The sequence below is a fragment of the Chengkuizengella sp. SCS-71B genome (genome assembly GCF_040100845.1).
In the GTDB taxonomy this organism is placed as follows: domain Bacteria; phylum Bacillota; class Bacilli; order Paenibacillales; family KCTC-33759; genus Chengkuizengella.
Genome location: NZ_JAZHSH010000001.1, coordinates 2,773,025 through 2,789,854 on the forward strand (window position 1 = coordinate 2,773,025; position 16,830 = coordinate 2,789,854).

Below are 16,830 nucleotides of genomic sequence, written 5' to 3' on the forward strand. Positions count from 1 at the left end.
GGATTAAAATTGATTATTAAAATTATATAAATTCACTTAACCAGTTTTTAAATCGTTCGAATGCACCTGGTTTGTTTGTTGTGCTAGTTGGTCTTTTCACAGCTTTATTCTGACTATAATTTGACGATTCATCTTCAAGAGATTGATACATTGCATATTTATAAACATACTGTATGATACCAACCCCATTTGTATAGGATGGATCTCGAACACCAATAAAATCAGGCACTGCTACTCTAACTGAAGATTTCAATTCTTCTTGAGCTGCTTCTAATAAACCTGCCATAGAAACTGATCCACCTGTTATGACATATCCTCCAGCGATATCGTTGTCAGTAAGTTGTTTCACTTCTTTTTGAATAAGCTGAAAAATTTCCCTTACACGAGGTTCAATAATATGAGCTAGATCCACTTGTGAATATTGTTTTTCAGAATTGCTTCCTACGCGTGGTACTTTAAATACCTGATCTTCGGCTGCATCTCCAACTAAAGCACATCCATATTTGATTTTAATCATTTCAGCAATTCCAGTTTGGGTTCTTAGCCCTATGGAAATGTCATTCGTGATATAATCCCCTCCGACAGGCAATGTTGTCGTTTTTACTAAATTACCTTGATCAAAAATGGCTAGTGTAGTCGCACCAGCACCTATATCTACTAATACGGTTCCCAAAGTTTTTTCATCTTTTGATAATGCCAATTGAGCAGAAGCAAGTGACAGTAGGGTTAATCCAGAGATTTTTAGATCTGCTTTTTCTACACAACGAAGTAAATTATGAACATTTGTTTTGGCACCTGTTATGATCGTTGCTTCAACTTCAAGTCTAACTCCTATCATGCCTTTTGGATCTTGTATTCCTTCCAACCCATCAACCAAATACTGCTTTGGTACAACTCCGATGATCTCCCGTTCTGGCGGCAATGCGATCACTTTAGAGGCTTGAAGGACTCGTTCTATATCTTCATAACCAATCTCTCGATCATCATTCGATACAGCTACAACACCATGGCTTGACTGTAAGTCAATATGATTGCCAGAAATCCCGACATATACATCAGAAATTTGAATACCTACCATACGCTCAGCATGATCAACTGCTTTTTTAATAGATTGCACAGTTTGGTCAATATCAACGATAGCACCTTTTCGTATTCCTTGTGAGTCAGAAGACCCAACTCCTACAATATTAATAGCACCGTTATGGATTTCACCTATAATTACTCGAACTTTGGATGTACCGATGTCTAAACTAACAATGGTTTCATTGCTGCTCACCCTTTGGCACCTCCTGTTTCAAAAAGATTATATTTTTGAATACACTTCTGTAACTTATTCAACACAGCTTAATTTTTCCCTCTTTTTTATGTAAAATTTATTTAAAAATATTAATCTAACTCTATCTAATCCCATAAATACAATATTAACATCTTTTCTTAATATTTAGAAGTAATATTTTAATATAATATTTAATCGATTTCAATCGAATCTTCTGTACTATTAATTTGAGTATTTTCTCCTATATCAATTGGTTCAAATGTATCAGAATCCAACAAATTGATTCTTCCAGACGTTTTGTCATTTTGTTTTAATTTATTAATCGCATTATCCAAATACAAAATCTTCTCTTCTAAATAACTAACCGTTGTAACCACTTCATAAGAAGAGCGTGTATACATCATAATTTTATCATTATAAGATAAAGTAGGAGGGAGCGGTCTGATTTCAGATATTTCAACAAGCAGTTGATCATGTATCCTTCCTAAAACTTGACTAAGCTCAATTTTAACATCTTCATTTTCCTCTGACCAGCCAGTTAATATGGGCTTGTCTATCATAATCTCGTGATTTTCTACTTCCTTAGTAAACCCATTAGAAAAAATAACTTCTATTTGGTTTGTGTTTGAATTCACTTCATAAGCTACAATTGGAAACTCTGTAATATTAATTTCAATTTGTCCAGGAAATTTCTTAATGAATTCTATCGAATGAATTACTTTATTTGAATTTAACTGTTCTAAAGCCTTTTCTTTCTCAATAAAAAAATAAGAATCTCCTTCATTTAATAATAGGGCTTGTCTAAGTTCTTTTTCTGATAAAATATGAGTACCTTGAATAGAAATTGTATTTATTTTACTTAATGACGAATTAAAAAATAAAATAACTAATATGACAGTGAAAAACAAAAAAAGAAGCAGCAACAGCTTTCGGTTGCTGCGTGTTTTAGTATTTCGATTGCGCAATACAGGCACGCTGTTTTGTTTTTCCATAAGTTCACCACCTAAAAGGCTCCCTAGACTACTCGCCAAAGTTATCCAATGTTGAATTTTCAAATATACATGTTTACATGAGCACCGGACTTCAAATATGAGGAAATCATTTTGACACTGGTGATTCAACACATCTAGTTATATTAGCACCTAATTGATTAAAAATACTTTCGATGTTTACATATCCTCTATCAATATGATGAATTTGTTCAATTGTGGTTGTTCCTTTGCCAGCTAACCCTGCCACTACTAAAGCTGCACCAGCTCTTAAATCGGTAGCTCTGACTGAAGCCCCATACAATCTAGGAACACCTCTAACATACGCAATGTTATTGTTCACCTGAATATCTGCACCCATTTTTTTCAATTCATCAACATGTTTAAAACGTTGCTCGAATATCTTTTCCTTTATGGTAGTAATTCCTTCAGACAAAGATAACAATACCATAATCTGTGATTGCAAATCTGTAGGAAAAGCCGGGTATGGTGAGGTAACTATTCGATCTAATGATTTTGGTCTACCTAAACTATTAATGTTAATTATATCATTTTTCAAAGTAATTTGAACATCCGCTTTTTTTAACACATGAATTAGGGATTCCAAATGTTGTGGACATGTGGATGTAAGTTCTACTTTCCCACCTGTAACTGCTGTAGCAATCATTAATGTTCCTGCTACAATTCGATCAGGAATAATCCTATAACGACGTGGCGTTAATTTTTTCACACCTACGATCTGAATTTTATCCGAACCCGCTCCAGTAATTTTAGCTCCTAGTGTGTTCAAAAAGTTTTGTAAATCTACGATTTCAGGTTCCTTCGCAGCCTGATGGATCGTTGTTTCTCCTTCAGCCAATACGGCTGCCATTAAAATATTTTCAGTTGCACCAACACTAGGAAAATCTAAGTGTATATCTGCTCCAATTAATTTATTTGCACGACAAATGATGGTGTTGTTAGATTCTTCAACGGTAGCCCCTAACGCTCTTAGTCCTTTTAAGTGCAAGTCTATTTTTCTTTCTCCGATTGCACATCCACCAGGTTGATAAACCTGTACTTGACCAAACCTAGCTAATAGAGGTCCCATCATAAAAATGGATGATCTCATTTGTTTCATTAAATCTTCAGGGATATGATATGAATATATAGATGATGTATCCAGCATTACTCTTCCATCTTGGTGGTTTGCCTTACAGCCTATTGCATGTAATATGTCTATCATAACTTTTATATCTAGTAAATCTGGAACATTCTCTACTGTATGTTGACCATCAACTAGTATACAAGCTGCTAGAATAGGTAATGCTGCATTTTTTGATCCGTGAATACGAATCGTTCCTGTAAGAGGTCTCCCACCTTCGATAACCAATTTCTCCAATGTCTCACCTCCGAATTAACGCTCACCTACTTGCAGAACTTCCGGAACTAGAAGTACATCGAATTTTTCATATACAACTTTCTGAATATGTTCCATTAAGGTGAGGACGTCTCTAGCTGTCGCTTGATCTGTATTGACAATGAAATTGGCATGTAGGGTCGATACCTCTGCTCCACCGATACGTGTACCTTTAAGACCCGCTTGTTCAATCAGTTTAGCAGCGTGATGCTGATCAGGGTTTCTAAACACACTCCCCGAACATGCAAATTGCAACGGTTGAGTCCTTAATCTATATTCTTTATGCGTTGCCATTAAATGGGCAATTTCTTTACGATCACCGTACTCAAGATTTAAAACAACTTCAGCAACGATACCTTTTTTGGCATGAAGAATAGAATTACGATATGCAAATTCCAAATCGTCTGCTGACCATTCAACCAATTCCCCTGTCTCCAGTACAATCTTAGCTGTTGATAGTATTCGTGACATATCTGACCCGAGAGCTCCTGCATTCATATATACGGCTCCTCCCACAGTGCCTGGTATACCTCCTGCAAATTCCAAACCGGTTAATCCTTCTTTGCCAGCCAGAACACTCAATTTGATTAGAGAATATGATCCACCAGCATATACCCGATTATTATCAAAATGTATCGTTTCAAATCCTTTTCCTAGTTTGATAACAGCTCCTCTTATTCCTTTATCTAGAACAAGCAAATTAGAGCCTCTACCAATTTGTGTCCACGGGATTTGATGTTTATTTAAGATTTTGATCGTTTCCGTTAACATTTCTATATTTTCTGGCACAATGAATAAATCGGCAGGACCACCAATTTTCCAAGTCGTATATTCAGCCATTGGTTCATTCAAATACACCTCAGTAATCCCAGCTGCATGTAATTCATCAATGACTTTTTTCATGGGATAACCTCCTTCTGCAGGGTTATAAGTTAGCTTTGTCACGATTATAGGTTATTTTATGTTTTATCATGACAATTGGTTACAAGACAGACTTTAGGAAATAAGGATATAGTGTAGGAGACATTTCCTTCTTTCACCTTGAATATCTTGAGATATTAAGTAAAATTCCGATTGCAGTTAGTAATAAAGTTAAAGAAGAACCACCTGCGCTGATCAAAGGCAGTGTGATTCCTGTTACTGGAAATATTCCGATGACAACACCGATATTAATCATCACTTGTACTCCAATAATACCTATAATCCCAACTGCAAGTAAACTTCCAAATGAATCCGGTGCTGTAATTGCTACTCTAAATCCTCTCCATATCAATATCAAGAATAATAGCAATACAACACTTCCTCCTATAAAACCCAGTTCTTCGGAAATAATAGAAAAAATAAAATCAGTTTGCGGTTCAGGCAAATAATTGTACTTCTGCCGGCTTCTCCCCAAACCTAATCCAACTAATCCACCAGGACCTATAGCATATAATGATTGAATAATTTGATAACCAGAGCCTAGTGGGTCCTCCCATGGATTTAAAAACCCTGTAATTCGTTTTAAACGATAGGGTGCCGTTATAATTAAACCAACTAGCCCTACTACACCAATCATAGCTAAACTAACTAGATGGGAAATCTTTGCTCCCGCTACATAAATGACAATAATGGAAGCTCCAACAAGTACAGCGCCCGTCCCTAAATCGGGCTGCAGCATGATCAAAGCAAATGAAGTACCTACTAGTAATAACGGTGGCATTAGACCTTTAAAAAAAGAACTGATTTCGGTTTGCCGTTCAACTAAGAATTTTGCTAAATATAAAACAATTGCTAGTTTCATAAATTCTGAAGGTTGGATGCCTAGTGAACCAACCCCTAACCAGCTTTTTGCTCCACCTCGCACATCTCCTATGATTAAAACGAGTATTAACATTATAAAACCTGAGAGCAAAATCGCTTTAGCAAATTTTTTCCAAGCCCAATAATCGATGTTCATTGTGGCGAATAATGCAATGATACCTAAAACTGCAAAAATAAACTGCCTTTTTAAATAAAATAAGGAATCACCGAAATTGTGAAAAGCCAGAACAGCACTTGCACTGTAAACCATAATTAAACCAATTCCTAAAAGTAATAACGTGGATACAATAATTAAGGAATCTGGTGCAGAACGGATTTTTGACATTAAATCCTCCTCCTAGTACAACCTTATTTATTAAAGGTTATGCACCGCTTCCTTAAACATTCTTCCACGTTCCTCGAAGGTTTTAAACATGTCCCAGCTAGCACATGCTGGAGATAGTAATACAACGTCCCCTGCACCAGCCATTTGTTCAGATAATATCACGGCTTGATTCATGGCATCATTTTCATTCTGATAGGTTTCTACAGATCGAAAAGATTTTATTTCTGCTAATTCAGCAATTTTTTTTAACTTTTCACGAGTTTCACCTAATGTTACTAGTCCTTTTATTCTAGTTTTAAACAATGGCAGCAGTTCCATATAATTCGAACCTCTGTCTAAACCTCCAGCAATCAATATTACATTTTTCTCAAATGCTTCTAACGCTTTGTTCGTAGCAGTTGGATTCGTAGCTTTTGAATCATTATAAAATTCAATGCCATCCTTATCAGCAACAAATTCAAGTCGATGTTCAATGCCATTAAAATGCTCTAAAACACCACGTATAATTTTTATATCGGTATTTACAGCAATAGCAATTGCAGCTGCAGACAGAGCATTTTCCTTATTGTGTCTTACACCCATCCCTAAAGACTGTGTTTCAATAATAAAATGTTCAACTCCGTTGTTATCCCTATATACAATTTTTCCCTTTGATATATATACCCCATATTCCAATTCTTTTTTTGATGAAATTGGTAGGATTGAAGCTTCAATTTCTTTAGCTATATTACGACAAATTTCATCATCCCAATTCAAAACAGCTATATCTTCAGCCGATTGATTTCTAAATAGATTTTTTTTGGATTCAATATAATCCTCCAAAGTAAGATGATAATCTAAATGTGTTTCATATAAATTTAACAAACAAGATATTTTAGGTTTAAACTGACGAATCCCCTTTAATTGAAAGCTGCTTAACTCTGCTACAATCCATTGGTTGGATTTTGCATCTTTTGCAACTTCACATAATGGAGTTCCGATATTTCCTGCTACAATGGGCAGTTGATTAGCAGCAGATAATATATCTCCGACTATACTAGTCGTTGTTGTTTTACCGTTAGAGCCAGTAATTCCAATCATAGGAGCCTCACTGATATGATAAGCTACTTCAACTTCAGTAACAATTTCGATTTCCATTTCTATGGCTTTTTGAATCAGTGGCACATGATATGGTATGCCAGGATTTTTTACAATAAGAGTAATATCAGAATGAATTAATTCTTTAGGATGGCCACCACAGATGACAGTAATTCCCAACGCCTCTAACTCATCCGCCTCAGGACAATATTTTTTTTCTTTTTTATCATTAATAATAACGTTTGCACCGTATTCGTAAAAAATTTGTGCAGCAGCCTGTCCGCTTTTAGCCAAACCCAATACAAGTACGGTTTTATCCTTATAGAAACTGGGATGTTTCATTATTTACAGCCCCTTAATAAATATAAAGTCCTATACCAGCTAACATTAAACCTAACAACCAAAATGAAATCACAACTCTCCATTCCGACCAACCGCTTAATTCAAAATGGTGGTGAATTGGGCTCATTTTAAAGACACGTTTACCTGTGGTTTTAAATGAGATGACCTGAATGATAACTGATAGATTTTCAATGACAAACACCCCGCCTATGACAACTAATAAAAGCTCAGTTTTAGTAAGTATCGCAACAGCAGCCAACCCCCCGCCGATACTTAATGAACCCGTATCCCCCATAAATACTTTTGCCGGATGTGCATTAAATACTAAAAACCCTAAAACTGCACCAATCATAGCTGCACAAAAAACAGCTGTTTCGAATTGAGTATTCATCATAGAGATGATCGCAAAAGCACCGAATGCAATGGCACTTGTACCGGATACTAATCCATCCAAACCATCAGTTAAGTTAACCGCATTGGTTGTACCTAATAAGACAATTATAATGAATAGATAGTAGAACCAGCTTAAGTCTACACTTATGTCAGCAATAGGTATATGGAGAGCTGTACTGAAATCCATAGAACTTAACAGTACACATATCAAGATGGATACAAAAAGCTGACCTAATAGTTTTTGTTTAGCACTTAAACCCATCGAACGCTTAAAAACAATTTTTATGTAATCATCTAAGAAACCAATTAAACCAAAACCGAATGTAGCAATGATTAAAATATAAAATTCCAAACCAAAATGATCTGAAAATCTATAAAATGAAATAGACAGGGCTAAGAGAATGATGATTCCCCCCATAGTTGGTGTCCCTTTTTTCTTTAAATGCCCCTGTGGTCCTTCAGTTCTAATTTGTTGTCCAAATTTTAACCTCCGCAGGATGGGAATAAATAGTGGTCCTGTAATCAAGGCTAGAATGAATGAGACCCCTATTGTCCAATACATAACATTATAATCCACAAACCCTGCCTCCTTATCTATTTTTCAACTCGTCCACGATATCTTCTAATTTCATTCCTCTTGACCCTTTAATTAAAATTACATCTTTTTCTGTCACTATTGTTAATAGTTCTTTTAATAGCTTTTCCTTATTTTTAAAAGATTTTACATGATCAGGTAAATAATGATTTTGGGCTTCAAAAGCTACCTCTTCTGCCAGATCTCCATACGTAAAAACGTAGTCAATTTTATGTGGATCAAGTCTTCGCCCAATGTCTTGATGCAGCTCTCTTTCATTCTCACCTAGTTCCAGCATGTCACCTAGTACAATCATTTTATGATGATATCCCTCTAATTCTTCCAACATTTCTATTGCAGCTTTTAATGCATTTGGACTAGAGTTATATGCATCGTTTATGATTACAAATCCAGAATTGGTTCGAATCTTTTGTGTTCTCATACTCGAAACTTTAAGATGTTTTAATCCTTTAATAATATCTTCTTTTTTAATAGCTAGTAATTCACTAACAGCAATAGCGGCAATAGCGTTCATTACATTGTGTCTTCCTATTAATGGTATGTAATAACCCTTTGGTGGTGATTGATTTAATCCAAAATACACCCCATCTTGTTCCATCTTTATAAAAGTAGGATAGATTTCATTCGATTCCTTTTTACCAAAACGAATCCGTTTTGTGGAAGGAGGTAAATTATACCCGAGCTCAGAAATATTCTCAAGTAGAGGTTCATCACCTGGATAAATAAATAATCCATCCTGTTTCAAGCCATTTATGATTTCTAATTTTGCTTTTGCTATTTCTTCTCTCGATCCTAATTGAAGTAAGTGAGCTTCTCCTATATTGGTTATAATGGCAATATCAGGCTCAGCCAATTTACTTAGCAAGTCAATTTCTCCCCTGCCACTCATACCCATTTCAAGAACTGCAAATTGTGTATCTTCTTTCATTTGAAGTAAAGTTAGCGGCAATCCAATCTGATTATTAAAGTTGCCCTCTGTTTTATGAACTTTATAGGTGGTAGATAAAATAGCGGCAATCATATCTTTTGTCGTAGTTTTCCCATTGCTTCCCGTTATGGCTATTACCCTTGCCTCAACCTGTTTCATATACTGCTTAGCAAGTTCCTGTAAAGCTAATAACGTATCGTCTACAAAAATAAGTGGAACATGATCAGGGGGGGATTCATGATCCTTTTGCCATAATGAAGCCGCCGCCCCCTTGTTGAATGCCTCTTCAACAAAAAGATGTCCATCAAAATTTTCACCAACTAGTGGAATAAACAAACTTCCTTGATTTATATTTCTTGAGTCAGTAGATACCCCTTGAATGATAACTGGTTCTTTTATTTGTGTAAATTGTTCTACATGTAACATATCGATTATATCATCATATGCTCGGATCATCATTTATTATACTCCTTATCACGTTCTTTGCCACTAATCTATCGTCAAAATCTATTTTTATCCCTTGAACTTCCTGATATGTTTCATGACCTTTACCAGCAATTAAAACTACATCCTTTGCATTAGCATTTGAGATTGCTTTGTTAATCGCTAGATGACGATCTTCAATCAGTTCATATTGACTCCCTATCATCCCTGAATCTATAATCCCTTTCTCTATATCCGATAAAATGCGAATCGGGTTCTCTGAACGAGGGTTATCTGATGTGACATAAACATAATCACAATATTTTGCTGCAATATGTCCCATTATAGGTCGTTTTGTACGATCCCTATCTCCTCCACAACCAAAAACACAAACAATTTTACCTTCAGCAAACTCAGAAATTGTTTTCAAAGCATTTTCAAGACTATCTGGTGTATGAGAATAATCAACAATGACTAAAAATTCCTGATTTTCATATACAGACTCAAAACGCCCATCAATACCCTCTATCTTCTCTAGGCTTTCTTTGATTTCTTCTAAAGGAATTTCCTCTATAACAGACGCAGTTATAGCAGCTAAAGCATTATATATATTAAATTTACCGATAAGTTGAAGATGAAAGTCCAATGTTCCAACAAAGGAAATGACTTTAAAATTGGTCCCTTTTGAGGAAATACGAATATCTGTTGCTCGAACATCCACACCTTCCTTATCAATACCGTATGTAAATACTTCAGCTGTAGTAATTTTCTTATAATAATTAGATACTGGGTCATCGCCGTTTAATACAGCATATTTTTTATTTTCAGGATTATTAGAAAATGTATTCCCAAATCTAGAAAACAATAAACCCTTAGACTGCATATATTTATCCATGGTACCATGATAGTCTAAATGGTCTTGTGTTAAATTAGTGAATATAGCAGTGCGATAATCACAGCCCATCACCCGCCCCAATTCTAGGGCATGGCTTGAAACTTCCATTATACAATAATCAATATTACTTTTTAGCATCATATCTAAACTTCTTTGTAGCTCTAGTGCTTCAAGTGTCGTATTTTCTACATTATATGACTGATCACCAATTTTCATTTGAATCGTACCCATTAATCCTGTACGATAAAATTGATCTCTTAATACTCTATCAATTAAATAGGTTGTTGTGGTTTTTCCATTTGTTCCAGTCACTCCGATAAGTTTCATTTTATGACTTGGATATTGGTAAAATGCTGAAGCAAATACAGCCATCGCATATCCGCTATCTTTTACACGTATTTTCGGGACATTCGTTTCTACATCCTGTTGTACAACCAAAGCTGCGGCACCATTTTTAACAGCTTGCTCTGCAAATTGGTGACCATCCACTCGATGTCCAACAATACAAATAAATAAATCCCCTGACTTCACCTTTCTAGAATCAGTTTTAATGCCTGTAATCACTGTATCTGGATCTCCATGAAGATTCGAAAGTTTTAATAATGAGGCGAATTCTTTGAGTAACATGGCTAACCCCCCAAAACTAAAGTATGGATAATACCAGTAGCTTTAAGCACATTTATTCACTTTTATTTGATAAATAGACACGAATTGTTGAACCTATTTCAACTCTTTCTCCAGCCTTTGGAGCTTGACTTACAACTACATTACCTTCCCCTGATTTTGTTAATTGAAAGTTTGGGTTTAAACTTTGTATGATTTCAGTTGTAGTCATACCTACCAAATTAGGCACTTCTTTATATTTAATATCACCATATTTGTATTCTTTCTCGATCTGATCCTCTCTAGGCTCTACTTTCATGTAGCGCAAGGTGTCTTCCATCATATTTTTAACGATAGGAGCGGCAACTACTCCCCCAAATTGTATACCTTTTGGGTTATCCACTGCAACATAAATAACGACTTGGGGGTCATCTGCTGGTGCAAAACCAATAAAAGAAACAATATGTTCATTGGGAGAATACCTTCCGTTAATGACTTTCTGAGCTGTACCTGTTTTTCCGCCTACACGATACCCATCAATATATGCGTTCCTACCTGTTCCATTAGCTACAACACTTTCCAATGCTTCACGAACCTGTTTGGATGTTTCTTCAGAAATAACTGTTCTAACAGCTTTAGGTTCAACTTCTTTTACTACTTCACCAGTTTCAGGATGAATCCATTTTCCAGCAACTTGAGGTGTATATAATGTTCCTCCATTTATGGCTGCAGATACAGCTGTAACTTGTTGAATTGGTGTTACCGAAACCCCCTGACCAAATGCAGTAGTTGCTAGTTCAACAGGTCCTACTCGATCCAAATTAAATAAGATTCCGTTCTCTTCCCCTCCAAGATCAATGCCGGTTTTAGTTCCAAATCCGAAATCTTTAATATAATCATATAAGGTCTCCTTTCCTAAACGTTGACCTAATATGACAAAGGCAGGGTTACAGGAGTTCTCCACTCCCTCCAAAAAAGTCTGGCTCCCATGTCCTCCATGTCTCCAGCAACGTAAACGGGCTCCCGCAACTTCTATAGCTCCAGGATCATGAAAAGTGTCTTGCTTTAAATTCACTTTATTCTCTTCTAATGCTGCAGCCAACGTAATGATTTTGAAGGTTGAGCCTGGCTCATATGTTTTCCATATGGGTAAATTTCGATTATAAATACTTGAATCATATTCAGCATAATTTCCTGGTTCATAGTCCGGTTTTGTAGACATTGCTAGTATTTCACCAGATTGAGGATCCATCACAATGGCTAATGCGCTATCTGGTTGATACTTTGTCATTGCCTGATCCAATTCACGCTCAACAATCATTTGAATATTTTTGTCTAACGTTAATTGTAAAGTTAGTCCATCTTTAGGAGCACTGTATTGTTCAGAAGCGTTTGGCATTAAATCACCCTTTGCATCCGATAAAAAGGATATATTGCCTTTTGTACCTGTTAAATACTTATCATAGGTTAATTCAATACCTGTAAGACCTTGATTATCAATACCTGTGAAACCTAAAACATGTGAAGCTAGGTTATCGTAAGGATAATACCTTTCGTTGTCCTCTGCAATAACAATTCCTGGTAAATTCAATTTTCTTATTTCCTGTGCTTTTTCAACTGATATTTTCCGACCACCAGGCTGTATCCTAACAATTAATTCTTTTTTTGTAATTAAACCAAATACTTTTTCTTCAGATATTTGCAGAATGCTCGCCAGTTGTTTTGCAGTGGACTTTGCATCATCAATTTGAACCGGTATAGCTAATACAGATGGTGAAGTAATATTATAAGCTAATTGCTCCCCATTACGATCTACAATTTCACCTCTTTTAGCTTCAAAAGGAATATTCCTTCTCCATGTGTCTTCTGCTCTCTGAGACAGTTCAGGACCAGTCCATAGCTGCACATAACCAAGTCTAATCCACAAGCTTATAAAACCTATAACTCCTAGCAAAAGAGCTATAAATATTCTTTTTCTTAGCGTAACGTTAGAGATTCTCATGGTCTCCCCCTTATCCCAATCGTTGATTCCTATTGATATCAAGGATATTCAACAAGGATCAGGGTTAGAACAAGCTTATAGCCCTAAAAAGTGAAGAAGTGCTAAGATACACAGGCATAAAAAATTTAGCTACCTTCCGCAATTTAATCTGATGCAGATACATCATCACCTTCTAGTTCACTTTCCTCTGTTTGTTCAAGTTTTGTTTTTGCTTGTTGCTCTAAAGTCTGTAACTCTAATATAACAACTCTTTCATTCCCTTCATACCTTACTTCCTGATCAACAACATAAGCTGATCCATTCACTTCGCATTCAATTTCTAATAATAGACAAATTTGTAAAACATCTCGCAGTGATTTATTTGTTAAATCAGGCACAGGTATATTTTCTGGTGACTCAGTAAGAAGATACCCACTTTGACCAAGTGCCATTTCAGAATCCGCCGCAGGGAATTGCTCAATCACATGACTCCCATTTCCTAACACCTCATATGAAAGGCCATTTTTTTCAAATTCATTTTCAGCAACCAGAACGGTAAGATCTACGACATTTGGTGTTTCAATCATTATTTCTTCCTGTGAAAATCCTTCATCTGATTTTGTTGCAACTCCTAAATACCTTAAGCTATTCAACATGATTTCTTTAAAAACAGGAGCTACAACCGAACTACCCAACTTGTAATTCCCACCAATATCTGGCTGATCTGCCACTACAATCAATGCGATTTTTGGATCTTCAACCGGAGCAAAACCAATAAAGGAATTTAACCATATATCATTTGCATATTTACCATTAATTACTACATTTGCCGTTCCCGTTTTCCCAGCCGCTCGATAGCCGTCCATATAAGCTAATCTACCTGTTCCAATCGATTGATCTGAGATAACCTGCTCTAAATACAATCCTACCTCTTTTGCTGTTTCTTCTGATATTACTTGACGTACTACTTCAGGTGAAAAACTTTCAATAACTTCACCAGTATCAGTATCAATAATCTCTTTTACGATTTGAGGTTTTAACAACTTTCCACCATTTGCAATTGCAGACATTGCCGCAATTTGTTGTATTGTCGTTACCGTGATTCCTTGACCATACGTCGCAGTCGCTACCTCAGCATCCCACTTAAGACTAATTTTCCCTGAAACTTCACCTGGGAGTTCAACTCCTGTTGGTTGACCAAAACCAAAATCATTCATATATTGTTCTAAAGTATCTTTACCTAATTGCTCGTATCCGAGTTTGACAAACGCAACGTTACTAGAGCGTTTCAAACCTTCTAAATAGGAAATAACACCCCAACCAGCGCCATTATTATGGTCTTTCAACCTCCCGCCTGGCACTTGAATAGAACCGGATTGATAAGTTGCTTCTGGATTAAACAAACCTTCTTCTACAGCCGCTGCTAGTGTCACAATTTTAAAGGTTGATCCTGGTTCATATTGGGAACTGACAGCATGATTTTTAAAATCATTTTGAGAATCAAAATCCCAATATTCATTTGGGTTATAATTAGGCAGGTTTGCCATACCTAGGATTTCCATCGTGTGGGGATCTACCGCAATTGCTGTCATACTTTTCGGTTTAAATTGTTCATAAGCTGTTTCAATTGCTTGTTCAACATACAATTGTATGTTTTCGTCTATAGTAAGTTTCAGAGACTCTCCATTTTCCGGGGGTGTAAACGTCACCTTGCTATCTGGTATCTCGTAAGATTTTGAGTCACTTTGATAGCTGCGGTAACCTGGTGTTCCATTTAATAAATCTTCAAAATAAACCTCGAGACCTGATCGAACTTCCCCATCTTTCCTAACGTAACCTAATACATGTGAAGCTAAGTCATTAGCAGGATAAGTACGTTTTACTTCTGGAATCAAATATACGCTGCCCTCTAATCCCTTCTCATTTATCGCCGTTCTGATTTGTTCAGCAGTTGTGACATCAATTTTCCAACCCTCATTACGAATCTCTCTTTGTCCATAAAAAGTGCCATCCTCTTTTTGCTTCGTAACGATACCATGTAATTTCTCCTGTTTAACAAGACCATCCATCTTTAACAAAGGTGTTAAAGCATTCATAACTTCAAAAACCAAATCATTATCATTAATAGTCCGTGGACTTACAGCTACCGTATAAGCTTCCGCATCTTGTGCTAACACCTCACCGTTGCGGTCATAAATAAAACCTCTTTGAGCAGGAATATATTGGTTTTTTTCCCAAGAATCCTGTGCCTTCTGTAAAAGAGCAGGGGACTGAATAATTTGAAGCGAATAAACCTGATATAAGAGTCCAAAAAAAAGAAGGGTAAATACCCCACCAAAAAGCAACGAGCGAACTTTGGATTTTTTATTCATCATTTTCAACTCCATTAATCTATAAAAGCGATATCTTCATTTGTTCCAGATTTATTTGTAGTTGGAGAAATTTGAAGTACATTTGCTTCATCCGTTAAAGCAAAGTTAAATGATTCAGCATATTCAATTAATCTCTTAGGGTCCTCCATTTTTCTTACTTCAAGCTTTAAATTTTTATTTTCCTTTTCTAACTGCTGTATATCAAAAGAGATCTGCTGTATTTTCGTATTCGTTTCATAAATTTGTGCGTTTTTAAATATAACAAACCCTGCTATAACAACACACATAATAATTGAAACTAAATAAAGCAGCTTCTCAGGTGCAGAAATCGCCTTTTTCCGATTCACTGTAGTTTGTGTCTTTTTTCGATAAACATTTCTATTTACATCTTCCTGTACAGCTAAATTCCCCTGAACTCGAAAGGCCATTAAAATCTCCCCTTTTTCATAGAAAAACTATAATTTTTCCGCTACTCTAAGCTTGGCTGATCTAGCTCTTGGATTTAATTCTATTTCTTCCTCACTCGGTAACATTGGTTTCTTTTGAACTAATTTGATTGTTGCTTTATTTTCACAAACACAAACTGGAAAATCTGATGGACATGTACATTTAGGCATATAATGTGAAAATATTTTTTTACACATTCGATCTTCTAATGAGTGAAAAGTGATCACAGAAGCCCTGCCTTCTGGTGTCAAACATTCTATCGTTTGATGAAGTGCTGTTTCAAAAGCACCTAATTCATCATTTACAGCTATACGTATAGCTTGAAAACTTCTCTTGGCTGGATGAGGACCTACTCTTCTTGTTGCTGCAGGTATGGCCTCCTTAATTATTTCAGCGAGTTCTTTAGTTGAATGGATAGGACTTTCCATCCTGGTTTGTACAATTTTTTTTGCTATTCTTTTTGAGAATTTCTCCTCGCCATATTCAAACAGTATTTGAATCAACTGTTGTTCAGACCATTCATTTACAACTTCAAAAGCTGTGAGTGGACTTGTTTGATCCATCCTCATATCTAATTCAGCCTCGTGATTATAACTAAAACCACGATCAGCTTCATCTAATTGTGGTGAAGAAACACCAAGATCAAATAAAATGCCACTTACTTGTGGAACACCTTCTTTTTTTGGAATATCTAGTTCACTTAAAGCTTGCTTAAGATTGCGAAAATTACTCTTAATGAAAATGACTCTGTCCAAAAAAGGATCGAGTTTTTTCTTTGCATGCTGTATTGCTGAGTCATCTTGATCGAATGCAATTAATAAACCTTTCGAACTCAATTTGGAAGCTATTAATGAACTGTGTCCGGCTCCTCCTAACGTACAATCTACATATATTCCATCAGGATGAATATTTAATGCCTCTACAGCCTCTTCTTTTAATACAGTGATGTGATGAAACACTTGCGATCCCTCCAAAGATGATA

Annotated in this window: 13 protein-coding genes; all 13 read right to left on the reverse strand. The window is 35.9% G+C overall.

Annotated elements, in window-relative coordinates:
• Positions 1–22 precede the first annotated feature (22 nt).
• The 13 genes from ftsA to rsmH all read right to left on the reverse strand — a co-directional run bounded on the left by ftsA (position 23) and on the right by rsmH (position 16,807).
• The gene (gene ftsA, locus VQL36_RS13580; protein WP_349249840.1) at positions 23–1,276 is read right to left on the reverse strand and encodes a cell division protein FtsA; all 1,254 of its coding nucleotides are present in this window, start codon (positions 1,274–1,276) and stop codon (positions 23–25) included.
• Between the two features lie 191 nt (positions 1,277–1,467).
• On the reverse strand, positions 1,468–2,268 hold the full coding sequence (locus tag VQL36_RS13585) for a cell division protein FtsQ/DivIB (protein WP_349249841.1): 801 nt from the start codon (positions 2,266–2,268) through the stop codon (positions 1,468–1,470).
• A 106-nt stretch (positions 2,269–2,374) separates the two neighbouring features.
• On the reverse strand, positions 2,375–3,646 hold the full coding sequence (gene murA / locus VQL36_RS13590; RefSeq protein WP_349249842.1) for a UDP-N-acetylglucosamine 1-carboxyvinyltransferase: 1,272 nt from the start codon (positions 3,644–3,646) through the stop codon (positions 2,375–2,377).
• 15 nt (positions 3,647–3,661) lie between these two features.
• On the reverse strand, positions 3,662–4,567 hold the full coding sequence (gene murB, locus VQL36_RS13595) for a UDP-N-acetylmuramate dehydrogenase (RefSeq protein ID WP_349249843.1): 906 nt from the start codon (positions 4,565–4,567) through the stop codon (positions 3,662–3,664).
• 133 nt (positions 4,568–4,700) lie between these two features.
• Positions 4,701–5,792, reverse strand: a complete 1,092-nt coding sequence (gene spoVE, locus VQL36_RS13600) for a stage V sporulation protein E (protein WP_349249844.1) — start codon at positions 5,790–5,792, stop codon at positions 4,701–4,703.
• Between the two features lie 30 nt (positions 5,793–5,822).
• Positions 5,823–7,211, reverse strand: a complete 1,389-nt coding sequence (murD, locus tag VQL36_RS13605; protein WP_349249845.1) for a UDP-N-acetylmuramoyl-L-alanine--D-glutamate ligase — start codon at positions 7,209–7,211, stop codon at positions 5,823–5,825.
• A gap of 13 nt (positions 7,212–7,224) precedes the next feature.
• Positions 7,225–8,181, reverse strand: coding sequence for a phospho-N-acetylmuramoyl-pentapeptide-transferase (gene mraY, locus VQL36_RS13610; RefSeq protein ID WP_349249846.1), 957 nt, complete (start codon positions 8,179–8,181; stop codon positions 7,225–7,227).
• A 13-nt stretch (positions 8,182–8,194) separates the two neighbouring features.
• Positions 8,195–9,586, reverse strand: coding sequence for a UDP-N-acetylmuramoyl-tripeptide--D-alanyl-D-alanine ligase (locus tag VQL36_RS13615; RefSeq protein ID WP_349249847.1), 1,392 nt, complete (start codon positions 9,584–9,586; stop codon positions 8,195–8,197).
• On the reverse strand, positions 9,567–11,072 hold the full coding sequence (locus tag VQL36_RS13620; protein ID WP_349249848.1) for a UDP-N-acetylmuramoyl-L-alanyl-D-glutamate--2,6-diaminopimelate ligase: 1,506 nt from the start codon (positions 11,070–11,072) through the stop codon (positions 9,567–9,569). Before VQL36_RS13620 ends, VQL36_RS13615 begins: the two co-directional genes overlap by 20 nt.
• A gap of 52 nt (positions 11,073–11,124) precedes the next feature.
• Entirely contained in the window at positions 11,125–13,050 is a 1,926-nt protein-coding gene (locus VQL36_RS13625) for a stage V sporulation protein D (protein ID WP_349249849.1), read from the reverse strand.
• A gap of 143 nt (positions 13,051–13,193) precedes the next feature.
• The gene (locus tag VQL36_RS13630; RefSeq protein WP_349249850.1) at positions 13,194–15,401 is read right to left on the reverse strand and encodes a penicillin-binding transpeptidase domain-containing protein; all 2,208 of its coding nucleotides are present in this window, start codon (positions 15,399–15,401) and stop codon (positions 13,194–13,196) included.
• A gap of 14 nt (positions 15,402–15,415) precedes the next feature.
• Positions 15,416–15,829 (reverse strand): cell division protein FtsL, encoded by a 414-nt coding sequence (ftsL, locus tag VQL36_RS13635; protein WP_349249851.1) that lies wholly within the window; start codon positions 15,827–15,829, stop codon positions 15,416–15,418.
• Positions 15,830–15,856: 27 nt separating this feature from the next.
• Positions 15,857–16,807 (reverse strand): 16S rRNA (cytosine(1402)-N(4))-methyltransferase RsmH, encoded by a 951-nt coding sequence (gene rsmH, locus VQL36_RS13640; protein WP_349249852.1) that lies wholly within the window; start codon positions 16,805–16,807, stop codon positions 15,857–15,859.
• Between the last annotated feature and the right edge of the window lie 23 nt (positions 16,808–16,830).

Excerpts from the sequence above, each read along its gene's own strand:
- VQL36_RS13585 (WP_349249841.1), bottom strand. The coding sequence starts at position 2,268 with ATGGAAAAACAAAACAGCGTGCCTGTATTGCGCAATCGAAATACTAAA.
- murB (WP_349249843.1), bottom strand. The coding sequence starts at position 4,567 with ATGAAAAAAGTCATTGATGAATTACATGCAGCTGGGATTACTGAGGTG.
- spoVE (WP_349249844.1), bottom strand. The coding sequence starts at position 5,792 with ATGTCAAAAATCCGTTCTGCACCAGATTCCTTAATTATTGTATCCACG.
- murD (WP_349249845.1), bottom strand. The coding sequence starts at position 7,211 with ATGAAACATCCCAGTTTCTATAAGGATAAAACCGTACTTGTATTGGGT.
- VQL36_RS13615 (WP_349249847.1), bottom strand. The coding sequence starts at position 9,586 with ATGATGATCCGAGCATATGATGATATAATCGATATGTTACATGTAGAA.
- VQL36_RS13620 (WP_349249848.1), bottom strand. The coding sequence starts at position 11,072 with ATGTTACTCAAAGAATTCGCCTCATTATTAAAACTTTCGAATCTTCAT.
- VQL36_RS13625 (WP_349249849.1), bottom strand. The coding sequence starts at position 13,050 with ATGAGAATCTCTAACGTTACGCTAAGAAAAAGAATATTTATAGCTCTT.
- VQL36_RS13630 (WP_349249850.1), bottom strand. The coding sequence starts at position 15,401 with ATGAATAAAAAATCCAAAGTTCGCTCGTTGCTTTTTGGTGGGGTATTT.
- ftsL (WP_349249851.1), bottom strand. The coding sequence starts at position 15,829 with ATGGCCTTTCGAGTTCAGGGGAATTTAGCTGTACAGGAAGATGTAAAT.